This window comes from Ideonella azotifigens, from assembly GCF_006519715.1.
Classification (GTDB): Bacteria; Pseudomonadota; Gammaproteobacteria; order Burkholderiales; family Burkholderiaceae_C; genus Ideonella; species Ideonella azotifigens.
Genome location: NZ_VIDT01001081.1, coordinates 1 through 1,291, shown reverse-complemented (window position 1 = coordinate 1,291; position 1,291 = coordinate 1). Strand labels below are relative to the sequence as shown.

The window sequence follows — 1,291 nt, the reverse complement described above, 5'->3', positions numbered from 1 at the left end:
GCTCGCCCTGGATGAAGCGCTTCCCGAATGCCTCGGACGCCTTTGCCAGCGGCTGGATGCTGGTGCGCGGCGCGCGGCGGCGGCGCGGCGTGGACCGTGGCTTCGTGATGTCCGACCACGCGGACTGGCCGGGCCTTCAAAGCGCGATCAAGGCGACCGGTGCGCAGCGCGTCATCGTCACCCACGGCAGCGTGCCGGTGATGGTCCGCTGGCTGACCGAGCAGGGTCTGCAGGCCGAAGGCTTTCGCACCGAGTATGAAGGCGAGGGCGGCAGCGAGGCCGACACTGCTGCAGCGCCTGAAGCCCCCACCGAAGGCGAAGCCGCATGAAGGACTTCGCCGCGCTCTACCGCGCGCTGGACGCCTCCACGTCCACCCGCGCCAAGCAGGACGCTTTGCAGCGCTACCTGCGCGCCGCGTTGCCGGCCGATGCGGCCTGGGCCGTGTACGTGCTGGCGGGCGGCAAGCCGCGCCAGCTGGTGCCAACCAAGGTCTTGCGCACGCTGGCCCAGCAGGCCGCGGCGCTGCCGGAATGGCTGTTCGACGAATGCTACGAAGCCGTGGGCGACCTGGCCGAGACGATTGCGCTGCTGCTGCCGCCGGCCGAAGCGCCACTGCGCCGGCCGCTGGCCGAGTGGATCAACCTGCACCTGCTGCCGCTGCGCGAGCTGGGCGACGAACAGCGCGTGGCCGAGCTGCTGCTGCAATGGCGCACGCTGCCGGACGACGAGCGGTTCGTCTACCTCAAGTTGATCACTGGCGCGCTGCGTGTTGGCGTCTCTCGGCTGCAGGTCACGCAGGCGCTGGCCGCGGTGGCGGGCGTGGACGCCAAGACGATTGCACAGCGGCTGATGGGCTACACGCACCCGCAGGCGCGGCCGGACGAGACAGCCTGGGCGCACCTGGTCGAGCCGGTTGCCGAAGTGGTCGACGGCGAGGACTTGCCGGCCGCGCGTGGCGGTCACCCGTATCCGTTTTTCCTCGCCCACCCGCTGCCGCCTGCGGTGGACACGCCAGAGGCATTGGCCGCGGAGCTGGGCTCGCCGGACGACTGGCTGGTCGAGTGGAAGTGGGACGGCATCCGCGCGCAGCTGGTCTGCCGCGAGGGCCAGGCCTGGCTCTGGTCGCGCGGCGAGGAACTGGTGACGGACCGCTTTCCCGAGGTCGCCACGCTGGCCGCGGTGCTGCCGCCGGGTACGGTGCTGGACGGCGAGCTGGTCGTCTGGCGAGGCGGGCTGGTGCAACCGTTTGCCGAACTGCAGCGCCGCATCGGCCGCAAGACGCTGGGGCCC

General features: G+C 71.5%; 1 protein-coding gene and 1 pseudogene. Both read left to right on the top strand.

From position 1 onward, the window contains the following. A pseudogene (locus FKP22_RS30725) lies at nucleotides 1-329 on the top strand (DNA ligase-associated DEXH box helicase); the annotation flags it as partial. Further along, the coding region (locus tag FKP22_RS30720; RefSeq protein ID WP_445663760.1) for an ATP-dependent DNA ligase at nucleotides 326-1,291 on the top strand (966 nt) is incomplete at its 3' end. The pseudogene FKP22_RS30725 and the gene FKP22_RS30720, both read left to right, overlap by 4 nt.